The 344-nt window shown below is 52.3% G+C and carries 1 protein-coding gene; it reads left to right on the forward strand.

Annotated elements, in window-relative coordinates:
* Window positions 1–344 (forward strand): Ig-like domain-containing protein (locus Q1A41_RS20245; RefSeq protein ID WP_299982971.1); only part of this gene is annotated, 344 nt, incomplete at both ends.

The following is a 344-nucleotide window of genomic DNA, read 5'->3' on the forward strand; positions in this document are numbered from 1 at the left end:
TCGGCGAAGGTGGTTGATAAAGCGGGCAACGAATCGAACGAGACCGATCCTTTAGAGTTTGATATTGATACGGCGACACCGGGTGCGCCGAGCATTGTGAGTGTGATTGATGATGTTCCAGCGGTAGCCGGTGGTGCAGACGAAACCATTGCCCACAATGGCATCACCAATGATGACCGTCCGACCATTACCGGTACCGGTCCTAAAAATGCGACCATCCGCATTTACGATGGTGACCCAGCCAATGGTGGTACGAAGTTGTTTGAAACCACCAGTGATGGTCAGGGTAATTGGAGCTACACCCCAACGGCCGCTGAAGCCTTAGCGGACGGTGATTACAATTT

The organism is uncultured Pseudoteredinibacter sp. (genome assembly GCF_947502065.1).
In the GTDB taxonomy this organism is placed as follows: Bacteria; Pseudomonadota; Gammaproteobacteria; order Pseudomonadales; family Cellvibrionaceae; genus Pseudoteredinibacter.